23 protein-coding genes, 1 pseudogene and 1 riboswitch are annotated in these 20630 nt (G+C 43.9%); of the genes and pseudogenes, 2 read left to right on the top strand and 22 right to left on the bottom strand.

The genetic code is table 11. The features are described from left to right. Positions 1–88 precede the first annotated feature (88 nt). Positions 89–436: a YojF family protein gene (locus tag ACZ9AO_RS18025; protein ID WP_251541642.1), complete on the top strand. Its 348-nt coding sequence runs from the start codon at positions 89–91 to the stop codon at positions 434–436. A 100-nt stretch (positions 437–536) separates the two neighbouring features. Continuing rightward, the gene (gene bshB2, locus ACZ9AO_RS18030) at positions 537–1202 is read left to right on the top strand and encodes a bacillithiol biosynthesis deacetylase BshB2 (protein ID WP_034315960.1); all 666 of its coding nucleotides are present in this window, start codon (positions 537–539) and stop codon (positions 1200–1202) included. Between the two features lie 148 nt (positions 1203–1350). Here bshB2 and ACZ9AO_RS18035 read toward each other — a convergent pair whose 3' ends face one another. From ACZ9AO_RS18035 to ACZ9AO_RS18140, 22 genes and pseudogenes are all read right to left on the bottom strand, one after another. Then, positions 1351–2556 (bottom strand): MFS transporter, encoded by a 1206-nt coding sequence (locus tag ACZ9AO_RS18035; protein WP_251541644.1) that lies wholly within the window; start codon positions 2554–2556, stop codon positions 1351–1353. Positions 2557–2574: 18 nt separating this feature from the next. Next, positions 2575–2994, bottom strand: a complete 420-nt coding sequence (locus tag ACZ9AO_RS18040) for a MarR family winged helix-turn-helix transcriptional regulator (protein WP_352924147.1) — start codon at positions 2992–2994, stop codon at positions 2575–2577. A 416-nt stretch (positions 2995–3410) separates the two neighbouring features. After that, the gene (locus ACZ9AO_RS18045) at positions 3411–4499 is read right to left on the bottom strand and encodes a PQQ-dependent sugar dehydrogenase (RefSeq protein WP_476109674.1); all 1089 of its coding nucleotides are present in this window, start codon (positions 4497–4499) and stop codon (positions 3411–3413) included. A 27-nt stretch (positions 4500–4526) separates the two neighbouring features. Next, positions 4527–5393 (bottom strand): Cof-type HAD-IIB family hydrolase, encoded by an 867-nt coding sequence (locus tag ACZ9AO_RS18050; RefSeq protein WP_476109676.1) that lies wholly within the window; start codon positions 5391–5393, stop codon positions 4527–4529. 166 nt (positions 5394–5559) lie between these two features. Further along, on the bottom strand, positions 5560–6678 hold the full coding sequence (locus tag ACZ9AO_RS18055) for a PRK06851 family protein (RefSeq protein WP_251541650.1): 1119 nt from the start codon (positions 6676–6678) through the stop codon (positions 5560–5562). A 93-nt stretch (positions 6679–6771) separates the two neighbouring features. Next, complete coding sequence (ybaK, locus tag ACZ9AO_RS18060; RefSeq protein WP_251541654.1) at positions 6772–7248, bottom strand: Cys-tRNA(Pro) deacylase; 477 nt, start codon at positions 7246–7248, stop codon at positions 6772–6774. Between the two features lie 214 nt (positions 7249–7462). Next, the gene (gene gntK, locus ACZ9AO_RS18065; RefSeq protein WP_251541656.1) at positions 7463–9007 is read right to left on the bottom strand and encodes a gluconokinase; all 1545 of its coding nucleotides are present in this window, start codon (positions 9005–9007) and stop codon (positions 7463–7465) included. Between the two features lie 173 nt (positions 9008–9180). Beyond that, positions 9181–9258 carry a hypothetical protein gene (locus ACZ9AO_RS18070; RefSeq protein ID WP_476109817.1) on the bottom strand — a complete coding sequence of 26 codons (78 nt, stop codon included), beginning with the start codon at positions 9256–9258 and terminating at the stop codon, positions 9181–9183. Further along, positions 9255–9512 (bottom strand): hypothetical protein, encoded by a 258-nt coding sequence (locus ACZ9AO_RS18075; RefSeq protein ID WP_311293902.1) that lies wholly within the window; start codon positions 9510–9512, stop codon positions 9255–9257. Before ACZ9AO_RS18075 ends, ACZ9AO_RS18070 begins: the two co-directional genes overlap by 4 nt. A 190-nt stretch (positions 9513–9702) precedes the next feature. Next, positions 9703–10401 (bottom strand): ATP-binding protein, encoded by a 699-nt coding sequence (locus ACZ9AO_RS18080; RefSeq protein ID WP_251541660.1) that lies wholly within the window; start codon positions 10399–10401, stop codon positions 9703–9705. Continuing rightward, a complete protein-coding gene (locus tag ACZ9AO_RS18085) occupies positions 10398–10892 on the bottom strand; it encodes an ECF transporter S component (protein WP_048688544.1) in 495 nt (164 codons plus the stop codon). The genes ACZ9AO_RS18080 and ACZ9AO_RS18085 overlap by 4 nt, the downstream gene beginning before the upstream one ends. A gap of 2 nt (positions 10893–10894) precedes the next feature. Continuing rightward, entirely contained in the window at positions 10895–11479 is a 585-nt protein-coding gene (locus tag ACZ9AO_RS18090; protein WP_476109679.1) for a cob(I)yrinic acid a,c-diamide adenosyltransferase, read from the bottom strand. Between the two features lie 14 nt (positions 11480–11493). Then, positions 11494–11958 carry a bifunctional adenosylcobinamide kinase/adenosylcobinamide-phosphate guanylyltransferase gene (locus ACZ9AO_RS18095; protein ID WP_251541665.1) on the bottom strand — a complete coding sequence of 155 codons (465 nt, stop codon included), beginning with the start codon at positions 11956–11958 and terminating at the stop codon, positions 11494–11496. Beyond that, positions 11874–12491 carry a histidine phosphatase family protein gene (locus tag ACZ9AO_RS18100; protein ID WP_476109681.1) on the bottom strand — a complete coding sequence of 206 codons (618 nt, stop codon included), beginning with the start codon at positions 12489–12491 and terminating at the stop codon, positions 11874–11876. Before ACZ9AO_RS18100 ends, ACZ9AO_RS18095 begins: the two co-directional genes overlap by 85 nt. Then, positions 12449–13240 carry an adenosylcobinamide-GDP ribazoletransferase gene (gene cobS / locus ACZ9AO_RS18105; RefSeq protein ID WP_251541670.1) on the bottom strand — a complete coding sequence of 264 codons (792 nt, stop codon included), beginning with the start codon at positions 13238–13240 and terminating at the stop codon, positions 12449–12451. Before cobS ends, ACZ9AO_RS18100 begins: the two co-directional genes overlap by 43 nt. Next, positions 13237–13812 (bottom strand): bifunctional adenosylcobinamide kinase/adenosylcobinamide-phosphate guanylyltransferase, encoded by a 576-nt coding sequence (locus ACZ9AO_RS18110; RefSeq protein ID WP_476109683.1) that lies wholly within the window; start codon positions 13810–13812, stop codon positions 13237–13239. Before ACZ9AO_RS18110 ends, cobS begins: the two co-directional genes overlap by 4 nt. Next, positions 13785–14858 (bottom strand): threonine-phosphate decarboxylase CobD, encoded by a 1074-nt coding sequence (gene cobD, locus ACZ9AO_RS18115; protein ID WP_251541674.1) that lies wholly within the window; start codon positions 14856–14858, stop codon positions 13785–13787. Before cobD ends, ACZ9AO_RS18110 begins: the two co-directional genes overlap by 28 nt. Beyond that, positions 14833–15798: an adenosylcobinamide-phosphate synthase CbiB gene (gene cbiB / locus ACZ9AO_RS18120; protein ID WP_476109685.1), complete on the bottom strand. Its 966-nt coding sequence runs from the start codon at positions 15796–15798 to the stop codon at positions 14833–14835. The genes cobD and cbiB overlap by 26 nt, the downstream gene beginning before the upstream one ends. Then, positions 15795–17267 (bottom strand): heme ABC transporter ATP-binding protein, encoded by a 1473-nt coding sequence (locus ACZ9AO_RS18125; RefSeq protein WP_476109687.1) that lies wholly within the window; start codon positions 17265–17267, stop codon positions 15795–15797. The genes cbiB and ACZ9AO_RS18125 overlap by 4 nt, the downstream gene beginning before the upstream one ends. A gap of 6 nt (positions 17268–17273) precedes the next feature. Then, positions 17274–18329: a FecCD family ABC transporter permease gene (locus ACZ9AO_RS18130; RefSeq protein WP_285856572.1), complete on the bottom strand. Its 1056-nt coding sequence runs from the start codon at positions 18327–18329 to the stop codon at positions 17274–17276. After that, positions 18292–19257 carry an ABC transporter substrate-binding protein gene (locus ACZ9AO_RS18135; protein ID WP_476109690.1) on the bottom strand — a complete coding sequence of 322 codons (966 nt, stop codon included), beginning with the start codon at positions 19255–19257 and terminating at the stop codon, positions 18292–18294. Before ACZ9AO_RS18135 ends, ACZ9AO_RS18130 begins: the two co-directional genes overlap by 38 nt. 178 nt (positions 19258–19435) lie before the next feature. Beyond that, positions 19436–19610, bottom strand: a riboswitch (cobalamin riboswitch). A gap of 86 nt (positions 19611–19696) precedes the next feature. Then, a pseudogene (locus ACZ9AO_RS18140) lies at positions 19697–20574 on the bottom strand (polysaccharide deacetylase family protein). Positions 20575–20630: the final 56 nt, after the last annotated feature.

Genomic DNA, 20630 nt, shown 5'->3' on the forward strand with positions numbered 1-20630 from the left:
GGCCTTTTTCGCTTTTTTTGTTTTTATTTAGTAAAATAGAAAGAAGGAAAAGCTTATCTAGCCGCCCAGTTAAGGAGGAAATTATAGAATGAAACCTATAGACCGTACAGAGGTGCAAACTGCCATTGATTCTTTCGCCGGACAAGATGTATATCTTCACCTTGAAACGACAAATGGCGCCTATGCCACTCATGTAGATGAAGCTTTCTTCTCGGCAGGTGCTTATATTCGTAACGCATTTATACAGTATGAACATGGCAAGATAGTTGGGGATGGACCCTATCGCGTCGGCTTGAAGCTCAATATTGGCTGGGTATATGCAGAAGGCGTTAACCACTTCGAAATGGATGAACAGGGGAGATTGCTATTGGCAGGCCTTGATTTTTCCGGAAAGCTTGCTGTCTCCATGCAGCTCAGTCCCACTCCCTTTGAATGATGACAACTCGCTTGATATATATCATATGTTGATTCCGATGAAAACTCCCATTCACCGATAAACATACTTACTGTAAGTAGAACGGAAGGAGAAATATACCTTGGAAAAAGAACGCCATGTATTAGTTATATTCCCACATCCCGATGATGAAGCCTTCTCGGTCTCCGGAACGCTTGCCCTTCATAGAGAAGCGGGCACTCCTGTCACCTATTTATGCTTAACTTTAGGAGAAATGGGACGTAATTTAGGAAACCCTCCATTCGCAACAAGGGAATCGCTTCCCAAAATTCGGAAAAAGGAATTAATCGATGCAGCAAATGCAATTGGCATCCAAGATTTACGCATGCTTGGATTGCGTGATAAGACAATTGAATTCGAAGATGATGAAAAGCTGACTTCATTATTTACCGATGCCATCAATGAATTGAATCCTTCGTTGATCATTACGTTTTACCCAGGATACAGTGTCCATCCGGACCATGAAGCGACAGCACGTGCTGTAGTTCGGGCCGTGGAAAGAATGGAAGAGAAAGAGAGGCCTAAACTTCATTGTGTCGCCTTCTCGAATAACTGCATTGACGAATTGGGGCAGCCCGACATCGTCCATGATATCACTGCCGTCGAAGAAAAAAAGGTAGCCACATTCACTGCCCACCGTTCGCAAACGGAAGCAATGGTTATCGATTGGAAAGAGAAATTCGAAAATCAGGATGCAGATTTCCTAGACTGGATTCGCAAAGAAAGATTATGGACCTATAAATTTTAAGGAAACCGCCAATAAGGCGGTTTTCTTTGCTTAGGCATAAAAAAAACGCCTGTGGAATACAGGCGGAGAAAAGGGGGATACTTTGGAAAATCAATCATAATATAAGCATCCCCAAAATTCTTCATTTTATACAATCATATTCAAAAAATCAGGCAGATAAGCGTTCCTCATGCTGCATTTTCACTCTTGCCGAGGCTTTTTTTCCATGCGCCAAGTAATAAATGCCAATAAGTATGAACGCAAAGATCGACATTCCTATGAATAACCCTTTGAACCCTGTATATGGAATAAGGAATCCCAATAGGAATGGGCCCACACCAATACCGAAGTCATACATGGTAAAAAACGTGGATGTGGCTAAACCCATCCGATTTGAGGGGGCTTCCTTGATGGAAATCGCTTGACTGCTTGATTGGAACGTACCATACCCCACTCCGATAAAGGCGCCGGCAATCAGAAGCGTGATCCCATGATGGGATTGACTCAGGATGACCATACCGACAGCAAATAGCAAGAGCGATGGGTAAATAACTGCATTTTCCCCCTTCACATCAAACATCCGGCCTGTAAACGGACGGGACGCCAAAAGGAATACAGCAAATACGACAAAGAAAAAGCTCGCCGCATCCATTAAATCCATTTCCTTTGCAAAAGACGTTAAATAGGACAAGATGCTCGAATAGGTAAATCCGGCAAATCCGATAAAAATGGAAATGGGCAGTGCCCTTTTTTCAAAGTAATCACTGATTTTAAAACCCTTTTGTGGTGAAGCTCCGACCTTTTCCCCTTCAGGCACATGCATGAATAACGATGCAACTAAAGAAAACGCGGCAAATAAGGAGGCTGCATAGAAAATGATGGAATAACTGAAATGCTGTGTTATCAGCAAGCCAATGAACGGTCCGAAAGCCATTGCCAAGTTTGTACTCATGGCAAAGTAACCTGTGCCTTCCCCGCGTCTTTCATTCGGAATGATATCTGCAGCAATCGTTCCAGTTGCCGTAGTGGCAAGGCCAAAAGCAAAACCGTGAATAAGCCGATCTATCAATAAAAGGGATAAACCATTCACCAGGAAATAGCCAATGGATGCGATCAGGAATAGCACCAACGAGCCAAGCAACATCTTTCTGCGGCCGATCTTATCAATTTTTTTCCCTGCAATCGGTCTGACAAGCACAGCCCCCAGAACAAAAATACTCGAAGCAAGTCCTGCTTGTGCTTGCGACGCATGAAAATTATCCATCGTGTAAATGGTCAATGTCACCATCAGGACATAAAAAGTTAAAAATAGAAAAAAGTTTGCAGACGAGACAATCAGAAAGTCTTTCGTCCACAATTTCGGTTTGTGATTCATTTCAATCCTTCTTCCTTACTATTGTTTTAATTTTTCCTTCAGGAAAATCAACGTACGTAACGTTGCCTCCCGATCCTCATCAGCCAAACCGCTCATTAATTGAAGTTCAAATTCTTCAACTACCTTTTTGGCCTCTTGATAAGTCCTTAAACCTGACTCCGTTAACTGTATTCTCCGTTCCCGTTTATCTTTTCCTGGGACTTGTTCAATCAACTCAAGTTCTTCCAAGCGGTTTACCGTCCTGGTTACCGTCGGTTTCTCCACATCTAAATAAGTGCTTATTTCAACAAGCGTAGAACAGCCAAACTGACTCAGATAATATACAATCGACCATTGGGAATGATAAAGATCAACCTTGGCCAATTGTTCATTTAACTTTTTCGTAAATGACCTTGAAAATTGTAAGTTATGATGAAAAAAACCATTTTGAAAGGACAAAGGTATTCCTCCTGTAAAGTAGTTACCTAGGTAACTATACACCTATTCATTAAAAATGTCTAGCCCTCAGGAAGAACGAAGACAATCGTAGGGACACTGTATCCTCAGCTTCTACACCACTTCCGAGACAAAAAAATCCCTTTTCAGGAGATTCACGATTTTACTCTGAGTTTCATGCTTTTACTCGTCAATTTCACGCTTTTACTCGTGAGTTTCGCTCTTTTACTCGTGAATTTCATGCTTTTACTCGTGAGTTTCACACTTTTACTCGTGAATTTCATGCTTTTACTCGTGAGTTGGGCGTTACTCGTGAATTTCGCGCTTTTACTCGTGAATTTGGTGCCATACACAAAAAGGAAACCCCGCTATTGGCGAGGTTTCCCAAATATATGCTTCTTTTCTGCTCATTGATAACATCAAGGCATATTTAACCGAGATAGCGGCAAACGATATAGCTTATCATCCTTTTCATGAGGATTTCCTCGGCCGTCCGTATTGTTGCTTATGAAATATATGAATTCTTCCTCAACGAATACATCACGTATCCTTCCTGAGCCCGTTATGATATTGGTCAGTTTTCCGCTCTTTACATCGTAACTCTTTAGCGCTTCGCCCCTTAAGGCAGCAAAATAAAGCTTTCCGTCAAAATAGGCCATGCCTGAAGGAGCCCATGTATTTTCACCGGAATGAATCAATGGTTTTATCATATCCGGTTTTTGCTCATCGCCCTGTATCTCTGGCCAGCCATAGTTCTTACCGGGGTCAATTTTATTTAATTCATCGTGGGCCGAATCTCCGTGCTCACTTTCATACAACTGTCCTGCTTCATCCCAAGCAAGACCTTGTGGATTGCGGTGACCGTATGAATAGACATATGAATTCCCGAAAGGATTATCTTTAGGAATGGTGCCATCCAGGTTCAAGCGCAGAATTTTTCCGCCTAAAGATTCTATGTCCTGTGCGATTTCAGACTTTCTTGCATCACCTGTTGTTGCATATAGCTTATCATCCGGTCCAATCTTGATCCTGCCGCCATGGTGGAAGTCCCCGCTTGGTATTCCGTCGATTAAGGTCTCCATCTCCTGCCATATATCATCATTTTTTTCTAAAATGACGATGCGATTGATGGAATTCCCGCCCTCTTCATAAGTATAATAGGCGAAAGCTTGCCCGCTCTTAGAGAAGTCGGGAGCTAGCAAAAATCCAAGCAATCCAGCTTCGGCTTTAGCTGACAATGTCTTTTTAAGATTGACCTTTTGCCGTGTCATCTTATCCTTGTCCCATTCGACGATGGTTCCAGTCCGCTCTGACACATACATTGTGTCCCCATTCTTCTGAATCGACCACGGGGCCTGCAGGTTCGTTACCAACACATCCGGATCTTCCCCTAAAGTGCCTGTCACTTCTTTGTCAGGATTCGGCTGGTTTTTGCTTTTGTCATCATTCATGTTGCAACCAGTTAAAAACAATGTAGCCATAAGGAGAAATAAGAGCAATTTTTTCAAAGTCTTTTCCCCCTTTGATTCTTGAGTTTAATAGGCTGACTGTTTAAGTACCTTTAAAATGGCCTCCGCGACGCCTGATTCATCATTCTTGCCTGTTACTTCATCACACATATTTTTAATTTCGAGCGGGGCATTTCCCATTGCGACAGACAAACCTACCCGTTCAAACATGGATACATCATTATAATTATCTCCAATAGCCATGGTTTCCTGCATCGAGCCGGATTTTCCATTAACATATGTTTCAAGCGCCGTACCTTTTTGAGCCGTTTCACTCATGATTTCTACATTTTCACGTCCTGATGAAGTGACTGTAACTCCTTGTCCTTCCAATTTCGAAGCAATTTGATTTAATAAAGTTAAATCCTTTGAGAAGCTGAGAATTTTATAATATTCCTCATTCGAACGGCTGAATAACTCGGAATAATCGGAAATGGAGGTTACCTGTCCCAGCTGTAAACGCTGCTCTGCAAATTTTCGCATACCCTCAGGGTCAATGTCGGGATTGGCTGTAACGAATACATCAACCAAAACAGATATTGCGTTTTCATAGTCTTTGGAATAAATCCCCTGACTCGTATATATTTCGAAATAAATCCCTTGTTCTTCGAGGAATCCAGCGACCATTTTAGCAGTGACTGCTGACATTGGATTGGAAGCGGCAATCTTCCCTTCCTCCGTGAAGAGGGCAGCACCATTTACACAGATGACAGGGCAAACGATGCCTGCTTCATCTAAAGCGAACCTTGCTTCCACATAAGATCTTCCAGTAGCAATGATCACTTCCACTCCCTCGCTTTGCGCCCTCTGGATTGCTTGTTTATTTTCCTCACTGACCTTTTGCATTTTGTTTAGCAATGTTCCGTCCATATCAATCGCAATCGTCTTTATCAATTCAATCGGCCCCTTTTTTCAATATAATCCCTATTTTAACCGAAAGGGCGTGGATAAACACGTTTAACAAACCCTTATATATTCTTGATGTGGCTTCAGGGGTTAAAAAATCCTTTTATGTATATAAATAAACTGCACCTAATTAAGGTAGGCGCAGTTTATTTTCTTAATGTAGAATCGTTTTTCTATCTACATCTTGTGCCCGTTCATTAATCTGTTCATTGATGTCTTTTTGAATATCATCGATGGCTGTAAAATCCATTGCTTTTACATAAATCTTTTCGAGTTCGTCATGCAGCTCTTTTGCCTTAGCCAGATTTGCTGTCGCTTCATTCATTTTCGTCCGATACCTGGTGGAAACATCCTTTAATTGATCGGCATATATTTCATCTGTTCCTGGCAAAATGGCCGTTTTATATATATCAATGATTTCGTCCCCTCCACAACTCGGGAAATATTCATGAGGCGATGTGCTGTCAAAAATGGCGATCCCCACCTCCCGGACGATTACCATGTCCAAGCTATGCGGATCGAAGCCACAATGATATATTTCCACATCAAAGCCCCTTTGCTCCGCAGCCTTTGCAATCTTCTTCAGCATCGTTGATTTCCCTGAACCTGGACGACCCTTTAAAAAGTACCGTTTTTGTATTCCCTCAGTAATATTGGGGATGAAATCAACTGCACCCGTTGGTGTAGCTGCACCTAAGAATCGGTGACGAACATCCGACTTCTTATTAAGGACGATATCTCTATAAAAGCTTTCAATCAATTTATTGGTCAACCCATTCAATTTTGCGAAATCAATATTTGACTTGTAAATGTCTTCCCATTCATCATGTATCTTTAATGCTTCAGCGAATAGGGCATATGCTTTCTCGAAACTCTTGCTTCTCGCATTCGTCAACTTTATGATGGCCGCTCTTTCAGAAGCCAGTTGCTGGGAATCCCAGGCAGCCCCAAGATTCACATATTCCTCAATCGCCCCTGGTGCCTTCGGCTCAATCACATGCGGCGCAGTCCCATCCACGATACCGATTTTCAAAGCCGGTATGATTACTCCATCAATGGATTCATTATCGGACGAACAATGTAAATACTCGATGTTATAGTCTTTATCCAGCCATTCTTGGCCGATTTTTTTCATAATGGTCGATTTACCGGAACCAGGTCCGCCTTTTAATATGAATAATCTTTCCAGACCTTTTAAATTTGAATCATATAAACTATAAAAACCTTTAGCCGTATTGCCTCCAGCAAAATAATTCATCACTTTTCCTGTCACTTTCACACTCTCCCTCACAATAAAGATGTGATCTTCAAGACAGCGTATGAAAAAAGGGCCTAATAGGTGAATACCTAAAGGTAAACAATTTATTTATTTTATTAGGGCTGCAGATTCCGCTTGTGTGACTTCCAGGAATTCTAACGGTTTTAAAACGATCTGTGTACCGATTTTCCCTCCACTTACGATGATTTCAGTCAGGTTTGCTGCACTTTCATCGATAAAGGTCGGGTATTGTTTTTTCATTCCGATCGGGGAACAGCCTCCCCGAATGTACCCTGTGTATTTTTGCAGATCTTTAACCGCAAGCATTTCAATTTTTTTTGCACCTGCGGCCTTCGCTGCTTTTTTCAAGTCTAGTTCGGTGGCTACCGGAATGACAAATACGTAAAGCTGCTGGGGTCCGTTATGGGTGACAAGCGTTTTAAAAACGGTTTCTGGCGCTTTTCCAATCTTATCCGCAACAGTGATCCCATCAATTTTTCCATCGCGGGCATCATAACTCATCATGCCATACTCTATACGTTTGTTATCAAGAATTCGCATTGCATTCGTTTTACTGGCTCCCATAAGAAAATTCCCCTTATCGTTTTCTTCCATCTTACCATTTTAATTACCAGTCAAAAAGAAAAGCACAGTGCTTATGCATCTGTGCTTTTAGACTATAGACAAATTCGAGGAAAAGCCTGTTTTCCTCAGTTTTTATTAAAAAAAGTTCCAGTTGTTTTCTGAAGTCCGCTCTCTTTTCGACAAATTGAAACACAGTGTTTATTCATCCTAAGAGTCATTCTAAATGGCGTCTTTGAAAATCCGCTATCCTCTTGTAGTCGCCTTCCAATTGCCTGCTTACGGATAAATAAATTGACATCAATTCTTCATACACTTTAACATTCTCTTCGATCGGGACAAGTTCATTCGTTTCACCAACCATACCCTCAACCTCATCAAGGCTTTCGATTTCGCCTAAAGCATATAATCCAAGAACGGCGGCACCTAAGCTCGAACTCTCAAAGCTTTCTGGAATTGTCACGTTTTGATTGAATATATCAGCCATGATTTGGCGCCAGAGCTTCGAACGGACAAATCCGCCGCTTGCATGAATCTTCTCGGGAGCACCAGTCAATTCCTTTACGGCTATAAGGACACTGTACAAGTTATACATTACACCCTCCAGTACTGCCCGGACCATATGGTCACGAGTGTGATGAAGCGCCAGTCCAAAGAAGGAGCCCCTTGCATCGGCACTCCATAATGGTGCCCGTTCCCCTGCCATATACGGATGGAATATCAACCCATCAGAACCAGGTGCAATATTAGAAGCCATATCCGTCAGAATCTCATAGGAGTCCTGTCCCGAAGCCTTCGCTTTTTCGATTTCCACACGGCCTAATTGATCGCGTGCCCATCGGAAGGTGATTCCCCCATTGTTGACCGGTCCGCCGATTACCCAATGATTCTCAGTAAGGGCATAGCAGAATGTCCGGCCTTTGGGATCGGTAAGCGGCCTGTCACTGACGGTTCTTACCGCACCGCTCGTTCCGATTGTCACTGCCAGAACGCCTGGCTTGATTGCGTTTTGACCTAAGTTGGCAAGCACGCCATCACTCGCTCCAATCACAAACGGTGTACCAGCATGAATGTTCATTTTTGCAGCTAATTCCTCACTTAAGCCTGAGAGGATATGCGTTGTAGGGACAAGCATCGGCAGCTTATCAGCCCCAATTCCAGCAATGGTGAGTGCCTCTTCATCCCACTTTAGTTCATTCATGTTGAACATGCCCGTTGCAGAAGCGAGTGAATAATCCATCACATACTCATTGAAAAATTTATAGATGATGTATTCTTTAATTCCTATAAATTTGTCCGTTTCGTTAAAAATCCCGGGGTGCTCATTTCTTAACCACATTACTTTCGTGATTGGGGACATCGGGTGAACAGGCGTTCCGGTCCTGTGATACAATTGCATCCCCTGTTCCGAAGCCTTCAGTTTCCTCGCATAGGCAACACTTCGATTATCCGCCCATGTAATGCTATTCGTAAGCGGGTTGCCGTCCTCACCCATGGCGATCAAGCTATGCATCGCCGAACTGAACGATATCAAGCCCAGTTCTTGCTTTTCTATTCCGCTTGCAATCATGACCTCGCCTATAGCAATGATGACCGCTTTATAAATTTCTTCGGGATCTTGCTCCGCCACGGAAGGAGTTGGACTGTGCAGAGGATATTCCCTCGAACAAGATTGGACAACCTCCCCCCCTTTTGAAAAAAGAACAACTTTCGTACTCGTCGTGCCAATATCGATCCCCATCATATAACCTGAATGTTTCATATATACATCATGCTCCTTTCTCTTAAACAATTGAATTCAATAGTAAGATTAGGATAAGTGAAACGACTGATATAATCATTTCCATAACCGTTCAAGACTTTATCGTCTGTGCGACTGCTGACCATCCAAAATCTGCTCCATTCACATGTGATGGAGTAAGGACCGGCAATTTACTATAACGCCAGGAAAGCAGATATGATCGGCAGGCAGCTCAATACATTTTTAAATGCACCGCCCGCTCCAATAATCAAGATGATGGAGGCAGCGGGTTTTGCTCCCCTTTATTAAAACCTCTAGCGCAACCTAATGTAAATAATGAAACCATGAGGCGCAATGATTGGTTTTCCAATGAAATCAACCCATCATTCCATGTTGAATCTTCACCAAAGCTCCGATCAACATTACCAAGATTATTACCTACCCCTGTCTGAACAGCATCTGCAACATCCCGAATATCCATACCTGTGGTTATCCATAAAATGGCGGAAGCGAGCAGTAATGCAATAAATGGGTTTCATTTTACTTTGGCATGATAAAATCGGGCAACAAGCCCACCTATCCAAATAAACCAAACATCTTATTCAAGCATTCACTTTAAATAGGAAAGGGATCCATCAAGGTAAGATCTCAATGAAAAAAGCATCGAACCCGTTCATTATGAACTAAACTCGATGCCTGATTCAGTCATGGATCGATCAACCGCCAATAAAAAGAGGACCGGATCTTTGCTTGATTTCTTCCTCCAGTTGTTCAGGATAGGCAATGAGGAAGCAGGTGGATGGTCCTGATGATTTTTCAATATCGACTTTATTACTTATAGGCAGAGAAACACCTTCACCACTTTGATCCAGATGTCCCCATTCATACGCTATCCCTTTTGAGCCGACTGGAAGTGCCTGAACACCTTCCATTTCACATAAGCTTTTATATAAAGATAATGGTGCGACCCACTCTTGCTGTTCCATAACTTCCTCTCCAACGAGTGGCCTGCCGATCAGAGCGATTTTTCGTAAGGGCTGTTGCTTTTTAACACGTTCTTTCACTCGTTTACCAATCACCATAAGACCAAGTGCTGACTGAAGAAGCGGCATGTTACTTTCTGTGCTGCCAGTGATGGGAAGGTCCTCCATTCCCAATTCATTCAGCCCCTTCCTGACACCCATGGTCAAGTCCTCCCAGGCTTCATCACCGCAGAAATTATTTAGAACGACGGATACGGGTCTTCCGCCAACGCCCAGGCATTCCATGACGGCAACCCGAAAGGAATAATATCCAACGACCTCATAAGGGACATGGACAAGATCTTTTTCCTTCAGCCCGATCCCGCCGCTATTGTCACTTGAGACGATCAATGAATCTGATTCGGAAAATGGCAAAATCAATGAATCACTCATTCTGCTAATCCATCTTTAAAAATGATTTTTTTCAAAACAGGTTCCAAGCGCGGCAATAAAAGGACTGCCAATACTACATTTACCGCCGTCGCCACCGTTAAGCCCGGAACCAATAACGTGTAAAAGCCAGGGCTGATCAGAAATGCGAAAGGCAGGGCCAAAACGAAGGCATTACTGATAAAGAAGAGGAAAAATGCGCCTACTTTTTTTCCGTTTATATATAAAATGCTAAACATCCATGTCAGGACAGCCATTTCGACCATGATCAAAAAGTGGAATGGCCCAAGTGTCATGCCGCCGATGAACGCTGAAATGATATGACCAAGCCCAGCAACTATAGCCCCCGATACCGGGCCAAGTATGACAGCCGCCAAAAGGGCCGGAAAACTATCCAAAGCGATGCTTCCGATCGGTGAAGGGATTTTAATCATTGCCCCTACTGCCGATAAGGCGATGAATATAGCAATTGCACTAATTTTTCTTACATCCATGTTTACTCTTTTTCCTTTCTTTTCCCTCCTCGGAACACATTTGCGCTGCGGATATATTCCACATCTTTTACTCCAAGACGGAAATTGATCACACGTGCAACAGCAAAGAAGTAATCCGACAAACGATTTAAATATTGAAGTGATAATGGTGAAACGGCCGCACCCGACTTGATCAATGAAACGACCAACCGTTCTGCCCTTCTTGTCACGGTTCGGGCAATGTGAATCGTTGCAGCCGCTTTTGAGCCGCCAGGCAGGATAAACTTTTCCAGTTCCGGCGCTTCAAGTATGAAGGCATCTATCCGTTCTTCCAAATAGGTAATGGTCTCATCCGTCAGCTTTTGCGGGGCTTTCTCGGAAACGGTTGCCAAATCTCCTCCGCAGTCAAACAACTCATGCTGGATTTTCTCTAGATCGGCCAGTACATCCGTAAATATCGCAGGATTCAATTCTGTCACCGCAAGACCGATATAGCTATTCACTTCATCCACCGTTCCATAAGATTCAACACGAATGTCATCCTTGTCAAGCCGACCTCCGATTACGCTGGTTTGTCCCTTATCCCCTGTACGTGTATAGATTTTCATCCCAATTACCTCCTCTACTTTATTCGCTGGTTAATTCCATACCAGATGATATCAACGCGCTTTGATATGGATGCTACATCTTGATAGACCCATCCGCAGGCATCGCGCCATCTGCGGTCTCTTGCTTCAATCGGGACAATTCCCTTGGAAATATCAGAACCGATCACAATGCAGCTGTGTTCATTCCTTTCATTCTCCCATATTCGCCAATCAGCCATGATTTCCTTCCATCTTCTTCGAATCGAATTTGAATCCATCTTTTCTGCATCTTGCTGAATCCATGCATCCAAACCTTGCAATACAACTGCCCTGCCTTGGAAATCAATCAATTCCGGCTGTTCTTGTCGATAACCGGATAACCAAAGGACATCATTTTCCAAACCATACAATTGCTTTACCCACTTAGTTTTCCCATTATAGGCGCCTCCTGTAACAAAGTGCAGCGTTCTCCCCTCCTTAAGCTGTTCCGGTCTTCCCATATCAGCTCATATCCCCTGCCATGGGAAATTCCCCAATCAAAAAAAGACTTTTCCTTCGGGGCATAGCGGACCAATAAATCACGAATTACCCCTCCATGCGTCATTAGGGCAAATCGGTTCTCCTTACAGGCAATCAATTGATTCCAGCCATCATTGACACGTTCGGAAAATGCCGGATAACTTTCACCCCCAGGCACCAGTGCCTCCATGGGACGCTCCAGCCAATTAAGATAATCTTCATCTGTCTTCAACTCTTCATACGTTCGCCCTTCCCAACTGCCGAAGTTCATCTCACGGAACAAAGGGTTTTTGATCGGAACTTCATGTGGAAACAGCAAGCGTGCAGTTTCTACACAGCGGCGCAAATCACTGCTGAAAATTTTTTCATACTGTGGGTACGAGCCCCTCAAGTCCAGTATTTCCTTTTCTCCTTCGGTACTTAATGGAGAATCCGTCCAGCCTAAATAGGCCTTTCGTTCATTGGCTACTGTCAGCCCATGGCGAAGTAGTGTAATAGCCACAATATCAGCCATAACCAAAGCTCAACCCCTTCCACGGATGCCCCCAGTACATCCCCCGTTATCCCACCGAACCAACTCACGATTTTACGTTTCATATATACCAGGAAAAACACGGCAGCCAGACACATGATGAAAAATAAGGTAACAAGCTTAAAATCAATGACCCAGGCCAACGCCAGACTTACAAGGAGGTACAGCCAATAAATGGGCAAACTGCTTTTCATCACTGCACTTTGAAAAAAAGCACCGAGCCCCTCTTTTTTAGCGAGCGGCATCCGGATGAGTAAATAACCCATCACACATTTGCTTAAGAGCGGAAGGGCAATGATCAAGAAGTATGTCCATTCATTTACCCTTTCAACAATTTCATAGATAAATAGAAACCGGGCGGCCAAAAGGACTATGACGGAGATGACACCGAATGCACCTGTCCTGGAATCCTTCATGATTTCCAATCGCCGCTCTTTATCCTGATAGGAAAAAAAAGCATCACTTGCATCGATCCAGCCATCAAGATGCAAGCCTCCCGTTAATGCCATGGTCAAAAACCAAAGGAAAAAGGCGATCGAAAGCGATGACAATGGGGTCCATTCCACAAGTGCATACAAAACGCCGCCCAATATCAAGCCTAGCAAAAGACCTACTAATGGAAAGGTTTGAATGGCACGGTGAATATATTTCTTCTCCATCGGAAGCTGCTTCTTTATTGGAAAGACCGTAAAGAACTGCAGGTTAATTAAAAATCCTATCAATCCGCTCATTCCTGCATGCCCCCTTTCTTCCGCAATGGAATTCCCGCTTCCACTAGATAGGCTTCATCGGCCAGCCCGACGATCGTTTGATGAAGCAACCCCAGTGTTTTTCCGTATATATGAAGGAAATCATCCTGGAAAATCGGTTCCTGCACCAATTCATTGCTCACGACAATTAAACAATTGGATTGTTTTTTTATCTCATTGATTCCGGTTATTATTTTTAAAAAAACGCTATTTAAGAATTCTTCTTCAAGCGGAAGGCCAGGGCCAAATAGTTCGTTATCAAGCAGGGTTGTCAGACAATCAAGCAGAATTATGGAATCCTGATCAATATCCGCCCCTATTCTTGTAATATCCGTTGCGTATTCGGAGGTCTTCCACGTAATAGGGCTGCTTTCCCTATCTTTCCGGTGCCTAAGGATGCGTTCACCCATCTCAGCGTCACTGACTCGGCCACAGGCGAGGTAATGCAAGTTCCCATCCATCTGGAGTGCATACTCCAGGGCTTTTCTTTCCGCAAAGCTGCTTTTTCCAGAACGGACACCCCCGGTTATAAAACAGAGCCTTGCTTTCTCCACTGTCTTACCCCCTCCATCAGTGCTTCGTTATCATGTTCACTCTTCACTGCAAACCGAAGCCACCCTCCATCCAAACCCGGAAAATTATAGGTATGGCGCGGTACGATTCCTTTTTTCAGCAAAAAGGGGAAAAGGGATAAAGATTCATCTTTCACCAAATAAAAGTTAACTGTGCTATCGGAGACATCCAACCCCTGCTCCTCATAAAACCGGAATAGTTTTTGCTTTTGCCATGCAATATAGTCTCTTGTTTTTCTCATATAGGCTTCTTCTGCAAGACAGATTTTCCCTACTTCAAGTGCCACATGGTTGACGCTCCAATGCGGTTTATAATTTCTTACCCGTTTTATGATGTCAGGTGACGCAAGCAAATAGCCTAGTCTCAAACCGGGGATTGCAAAGATTTTAGTCATTGATCTTAGGATGAGTAAATGTGGAAATGCATTGATTAAAGAAGCATAACTAAAGGCATCCTCCGTGAAATCATAAAAAGCCTCATCCAGGACAACCAGGCAATTCGCTTTTTGGCATTCAATGATCAATTCCCTAACTGTATCCCGCTTAAATGAAACACCCGTCGGATTATTAGGCGTACATAAGAAAATGGCATCATATTCGGGTAATCGCGGAATCAATCGTTCCAGGTCCAATTGCCACCCAGGAGCATCAAGCTGGTGAAAATCGACCTTACATCCTGCTGCCAAACAAGCTTCAGCATATTCCGCAAATGCCGGCTGTATGATTAGCACCCTTTGATTGGCTAATCCGTTCGCTACCAGCATGATGATTTCAGCACCACCGTTCCCCATCAAAACGGATTGCTCAGGAAGTGCTTCTTTTTTTGCAATTGATTTTGTCAGTTCAATGGCATGCGGATCTGGATATTGAAGGATCCCTTCGAAAAACCCAGACCACTGTTCCTTTATGCGTAAAGGCGGACCCAATGGGTTGATGTTAGCACTGAAGTCGAGAACCGATTCAGGCATTTCGATTTCCAGCGCTTCATAAAGATAATTAGGATTAGAGCCATGAGAAGGTAATGTCAAGAATAAGTCCCCCTAGCCATAGCATCAGCAGAAATAGAAAAGATGACCGATGCATGATGGTAATCGTTTGTGGTATATGTTTTGCTTCCAATCGAACAAGCGGAACTCCCATCCTCGCACGGTCGGAAACAATTCCTTTGTACATGTTCCGGCCTCCAAGCTGGATTCCCAAAATGGCCGCAACGCCTGCTTCACACCACCCGCTATTCGGGCTTGGATGTTTTTTTGCGTCATTGAATAATATCTTCCACCTGGCGCCGAATCCATGATAGCCGGATTTCGAGCTCAGCAACATCAGGAATCCGGTGAGGCGGCTGGGTATCCAGTTGACGATATCATCGAGCTTGGCTGAAGCCCAGCCGAATTGCCCATATTTATCATTCTTGTACCCTACCATGGAATCGCAGGTATTAATCGCCCTGTACACCATCGCGAGCGGCGCACCGCCAATAGCTGCCCAAAATAATGGCGCTGTAATCCCATCACTGGTATTTTCCGCTACGGTTTCCACGGTGCCCCTGACGATTTCTGGTTCATCAAGCTCAGCCGTATCACGGCCAACGATATAGGAAAGCTTTACCCTCGCTTCAGGGAAATCCCGTTCATTAAGCGGAAGGCAAACATCCATCCCAGCTTGCTTCAAGCCCTTCTGAGCTATCGTTGTGGAAATGACAACAGCTTCCCAAAGGATACCTGCAAGCGGATGGATTAGATAAGCCAAATAAACGGTAAGAACTGTAATCAATAACACCGCCGATAGGACGATGATCAACATGAAGAGCCCTTTCCGTTTCTTATATGCCCCTTTATTGAATGCCAGATCCAACTTGCTAATCATCGTTCCTATCCATTTGACTGGATGCGGCCAACTTGGCGGATCTCCAATTAATAAATCAAGGAAGAACGCCAGCGTAACCGCAAAAAGATGGTGATAAATCATAATTCCTCAATCCGTTTCCGATTATTCGTTAAGGCTTGCACTGTACAATCATATACACCGCGACTGATCAGCTTCCCTAACGGAGTGATGGTGCCTGCATATTGAAGCTTTGCCCCTCTTTGAGTTGCCGCTATCAACATGCTGTCTGTCGATGTTCCTGTTGCACAAGTATTTGTCACCTTATCCATGACATGCAAATCATGAAGCGCTTTTACTTTTGCCTCGGTCGCAGTCACTATACTGTGGATATATGCCTCTTCTGCCAAATGCCCATTTACGAATATCCATGTATTTATCGTTCCTGGAGCGGAACTCCAAGAATGCCTGTCAGCTAATGAAGCGTCGATGGCATTCCCTACACCGGCCGTCACAATGATAAAAACCGAGAAATCTTCAGCTCTTAATAGCTTGCTTGCGACCGTATCGAGAAAGACAGCTGTCATCATCCCTACCGTTTCCTGAGGCTCAAAACCATGAGTTGTTAAATAGTCGGCCATTTCAACATGATGATCCTCGCAATCATAGCCATGATGGACGTGCCTATTCACAAAATACTTATGCCAGCCCGTCCCCGAACCAGTCACTCCAGAAGACATCGTTCTAAGCGGGATCGGAGACTTCAATTGAATCATCTCAAATCCGACTGTCAAATAAGAATCATCAATTTCCAACGGGATAGTATCCTGGCCATGCTTTTCTGGAACGATGAACATTTGCGGTTTCGGAAGGGCGGGATGTGGGTGTTTTTCGATCGTCGTATGATATACATCCTGAATCCGTTCCTGTTGAAGCACTTCATTCGGCACATCAACAACCTGAATCTGCCCTTTCTCAAGCAGCATAAGCCGATCACAATATAATCCAGCCAAATTCAAATCATGAAAAATTGAAATAACGGTCAACTTCTGCTCTTTTGCCATTTTCCTCATTAGATCAAGAAGATCTTTTTGATAGGAAAGATCCAAATGGTTCGTAGGTTCGTCCAAAAAAAGGATTTCCGGCTCTTGGGCAAGGGCCTGTGCCAGCAGGACCCTCTGTCTTTCCCCTCCTGATAATCGATCAAAATGAAGATCCTGAAAATCAGCTACTCCCGTTTGTTCCATCACCCGCTGGACAATCGATTCATCTTCTGCGGACCAACTATGGAACCAACCTGATTGATGGGCATATCGCCCAAGTGAGACCGTCTCTTTTACTGTATAGGAGAAAGCTAATGAGGAATGTTGAGGGAGCACGGCAATGACCTGTGCAAGTTGTTTTGACGAATAATCCTTCAAATCCCTGCCGCTTATCCGTACGCTTCCGCCTTTATAATCGAGCACCCCGCTAAGCATACTTAAAAGCGTCGTTTTCCCGCTGCCATTAGGACCAAGAATCCCGAATAATTCCCCTTTATGTACATCAAAAGAGACAGAGTCCAAAACAGCTTTGTTGTGATATCCACCTGTTAACCCTTTTACTTCAAGCATCCGTTTTTACCCTTCTCTCCGTCTCTTTAATAAAATCAGCGCAAATGCAGGTGCCCCGATAAGTGAGGTGATCACCCCGATCGGCAGTTCCGATGGGGCAATGATCGTTCGTGCTACAAAATCGGCCAATATCAAGAATCCGCCTCCTATCAACAATGACAACGGAAGCAAATGTTTATGGTCAGGTCCCCAAATCTTTCGGACAAAATGAGGAATGACCAATCCTACAAAACCAATCGCCCCTGAAACGGCAACTGCTGCCCCTGTCAAAGTCGAACCGGCTATCAAGATCCACATTTTCCGCCGCTTGACATTCACACCTAAGTGTTTTGCCCGGTCTTCCCCGAAAGTCATCGCATTCAATTCACTTGTATTCATGATCAAGGTCAACGAACCAATGATAAAAAACGGCAAAATGATTACGATATAATTCCATCCGCGCATTGAGACGCTTCCCATCAGCCAGCCGATGATTTGTCTTAATTCATCACCCGTCAGCGCAATCATCAATGAAATGAAGGCACTTAAAAACGAGCTGAAAATGATTCCCGTTAAAATGATCGTTTCCACTTTCATCGATCGATCCATTTTTTTTGCAAAAGTCAGTACGCAGAGCATCGTGAGCACTGAACATAAGATACTCAATGCCGGAAGGGTATATAAACCGATGAATGGCAGTGATATATTCAAGAATATTGTCAAAACGGCTCCGACCGATGCTCCTGATGAAATACCTAATGTGTAAGGATCAGCGAGCGGGTTCCGGAGCAGTCCCTGAAAAGCCGCACCCGCAATCGCAAGTGATGCCCCAACCAAACCAGCGAGCAGCACCCGCGGCAAGCGGATGTTCATCACGATATTCGTTAGCATCACATCCGGATCGGCAGAAATCGGCAAGTGGAAAATCTCCTTGCCGATTATTTGTATAAGTACGGGAATCGGTACTGGCACCGAACCAAAGGAAATGCCTATCGTCATTGCGAATAACAAAATCAACAACGCAATCAAATACGCAAACGCCCATTTAGTTGTCGAATTGGTTCGGATAGACTGATTTGGCAAGTTCCTCTACTCCCTCTATTAAGCGTGGACCGGAACGGGTCACCAAGTCAGAATGGACATCAAAGACTTGGCCATTCTTAACAGCATTTACGTCTTGCCATCCTTTTCGGGCCGTCACTTCACTTACTGCATCTTTCGTATAATAACCATACGTTGTAATGATGACATCAGGATTTGCAGCAATCATCGACTCTTCATCAATTTTTGCCCAACCGTCCAATTCAGCAGCCGCATTATCCGCTGAAATAATATGAAGCATCTCATTCATGAAAGTATTTTTTCCAGGTGTGTATATTTCCGGTGAAGGCGAAACTTCCACTAAAACGGTCTTCCTATCCTCTTTCTTTACGGACTTGGCTTTTTCCTGGATATCCTTGAGCTTCGTTTTCATACCCGCAACGATTTCGTTTGCCTTATCATGTTCTCCCGTTGCCTGTCCAATCATTTCAATAGATTCATAGACTTGGTCGAAGCTTTGGGCATCATTGACTACGAGTACATCTATTCCAGCATCCTTAAGCTGCTGTAAACCCTCATTTGAATTATGGGCACTTGATGCATGTGCAAGAACAAGGTCAGGCTTCATGGAGACAATCAGCTCCGTGTTCATTTCCATTCCGCCAACTTTTTCAATTTCTTTTGTTTCCTCCGGGTAATTATCATTGTCGGAAACACCAACGACCTTTTTACCCAAACCAAGTGCAAAGACCACTTCCGTATTACTTGGTATCAACGAAACGATTTTCTTCGGTTCTTTTTCTATCGTTACTTTTTCCCCACTTGCATCTTTAATCGTAATCGGGAAAGCCTCGTGTTGTGCATGGTTCGTTTGCTGCTTTTCATTTCCTTCGTCAGCAGCGCCACCGCAGCCAACCATCATGCCTGCAGTCAGTAACATCAACAGTATCAGACCAAAAATCTTCTTCATTTTCATTCCCCACAATCTTTTTATTTAATTTCTTCATACCTAACAGAGAAAACCAATCCTGGAAGATGCCCCCAAAACAAAAAGCATCTCCCGTTAAACGGAAGATGCTTGCATGGCAACAATATCAATACGGACTCTTTCTTAGTGTCTGCCACACACCTTCCCATCCGCGTAGGTTACAGGTGTACGAATTCTGGCAGGTCTCCTGGCTCATGGTCATCGTCAACGGCACCTTCCCATATCTCATACAGTGGTACACTGCCGTCAGCTCCCATATACAGTGGCGGGACCGCATTGGCATTTCACCAACTTCCCTTTTAAGTCATTAAGACACCAAATCGTTCATATGTATATAATTTTCACTGCCTTCATTATACACCATGTAAGAATCGATTATTATATGATTTTTCTGAACAAGTGCGAAATGACCCTTCCGCCTTCAATGCTTTGAAGCATTTTCAATCAGCGACGCAAACCCATTGATCGATAACCCCGGTGAAATCCGAACTCGATGCAGAGCATGCATCCTTGGTCGCTTGAAGCTCCCCCAGGTTCGGTAGTGACTGCCATCTTGTATCCAGCTTCTTCTGACAGCCTGAGACTCTCTTCGTTATACCGGCCAACCGGATAGGAAAGCACTGTCGTGTCCTGGTCGATGATACGGTCGAACAGCACCTTCGACTGAACCATTTCCGCTTCTTGCTGCTCTGCCGTCATGCGGTTCAGCTCCAAATGGTTGATGGTATGGCTTTCAATCGAAACCCCATCCCTGCTCATCTCCAACATTTGATTTTCAGTCAGGTGATGACTTTTATCTATGGACTTCCCGATCATGAAGACAGTTGCTTTCATATCATTTTCTTTTAATATCGGGAATGCCTCCGTGTAGTTATCTGTATAGCCATCATCAAAAGTAAGCCAGACGCACTTCTCACTTGGCATCCGATTCTCGGATAAAACGAGGAATGCTTCTTCAGGGGATAATGTATAGTAACCATTCTCCCGAAGCCAAGCCATTTGTGATCGGAATTCCTCCCTTGGAACCCGAAGGCCATTACCTTGGGAAATGCTGTGATACATCAATATCGGAAGCTGGACCGGGGACTCGGCCTTTATCCAGTCTCCCGTTTCGATTTGCCCCTCCGAATCCTGCCCGCTCCCATTCTCAGCCGCTTCGGCCACTTCAATGTCATCTTCCGCAATCGGCGCTGCCGTCTTTGTGCCTATCCCCTCTAAAATCCCTTGTGTGCATCCAGGTAAAATCAAAATTCCCAGCAATGCCGCCATCCTTAAAACTCTATATTTTTTCACTATCATTCTCCTGATTTTTTTATAGTATAATAGTACCAGAAAACCCATGAACAATAAAGTAT

Source organism: Peribacillus sp. TE19612, assembly GCF_056279465.1.

Bases quoted from the DNA above. Each gene is read 5' to 3' on its own strand.
- ACZ9AO_RS18095 (WP_251541665.1), bottom strand. From the start codon at position 11,958: ATGGGAAGACCGGAACAGCTTAAGGAGGGGAGAACGCTGCACTTTGTT.
- ACZ9AO_RS18125 (WP_476109687.1), bottom strand. From the start codon at position 17,267: ATGCTTGAAGTAAAAGGGTTAACAGGTGGATATCACAACAAAGCTGTT.
- ybaK (WP_251541654.1), bottom strand. From the start codon at position 7,248: ATGGGAGCCAGTAAAACGAATGCAATGCGAATTCTTGATAACAAACGT.
- ACZ9AO_RS18100 (WP_476109681.1), bottom strand. From the start codon at position 12,491: ATGGCTGATATTGTGGCTATTACACTACTTCGCCATGGGCTGACAGTA.
- ACZ9AO_RS18025 (WP_251541642.1), top strand. From the start codon at position 89: ATGAAACCTATAGACCGTACAGAGGTGCAAACTGCCATTGATTCTTTC.
- gntK (WP_251541656.1), bottom strand. From the start codon at position 9,007: ATGAAACATTCAGGTTATATGATGGGGATCGATATTGGCACGACGAGT.
- ACZ9AO_RS18135 (WP_476109690.1), bottom strand. From the start codon at position 19,257: ATGAAGAAGATTTTTGGTCTGATACTGTTGATGTTACTGACTGCAGGC.
- cbiB (WP_476109685.1), bottom strand. From the start codon at position 15,798: ATGATTTATCACCATCTTTTTGCGGTTACGCTGGCGTTCTTCCTTGAT.
- ACZ9AO_RS18090 (WP_476109679.1), bottom strand. From the start codon at position 11,479: ATGAAAATCTATACACGTACAGGGGATAAGGGACAAACCAGCGTAATC.
- ACZ9AO_RS18085 (WP_048688544.1), bottom strand. From the start codon at position 10,892: ATGGATGTAAGAAAAATTAGTGCAATTGCTATATTCATCGCCTTATCG.
- cobS (WP_251541670.1), bottom strand. From the start codon at position 13,240: ATGAGCGGATTGATAGGATTTTTAATTAACCTGCAGTTCTTTACGGTC.
- ACZ9AO_RS18035 (WP_251541644.1), bottom strand. From the start codon at position 2,556: ATGAATCACAAACCGAAATTGTGGACGAAAGACTTTCTGATTGTCTCG.
- ACZ9AO_RS18080 (WP_251541660.1), bottom strand. From the start codon at position 10,401: ATGAGTGATTCATTGATTTTGCCATTTTCCGAATCAGATTCATTGATC.